Origin of the sequence: Sphingomonas sp. 10B4, from assembly GCF_035019905.1 — a bacterium.
Lineage (GTDB): Bacteria > Pseudomonadota > Alphaproteobacteria > Sphingomonadales > Sphingomonadaceae > Sphingomonas > Sphingomonas glacialis.
In genome coordinates this window covers 1-244 of the sequence record NZ_JASJVC010000510.1, presented here as the reverse complement: position 1 = coordinate 244, position 244 = coordinate 1, and the positions used below count along the sequence as shown (strand labels likewise).

1 protein-coding gene is annotated in these 244 nt (G+C 54.5%); it reads left to right on the top strand.

The annotated features are described in order from the left end of the window. Nucleotides 1-182, top strand: a 182-nt coding sequence (locus QN347_RS20690; protein WP_323494530.1) for a hypothetical protein, incomplete at its 5' end; no start/stop codon positions are given. Between the last annotated feature and the right edge of the window lie 62 nt (nucleotides 183-244).

Sequence of the window (244 nt, the reverse complement as noted above, 5' to 3'; positions counted from 1 at the left end):
ACAGCGTGCCGACCATCGCTATCGATGGCCGCTACGTTACATCTCCAGCGCAAGCGGTTTCGACCGTGACGCGGGTGAGCGAAGATCAGCAAAACCGTGCCGTGATCCAGGTATTAGACTTCCTCGTCGCCAAGGCTGCCAAAGAAAAATTATCGGCAGCACCGGCTACGGTCAAGAAGTAAGCTGAGAAGTTGAACATCGGTCCGCCAACTGGCGGACTTTTTTTTGAGTGGAGAGACCATGC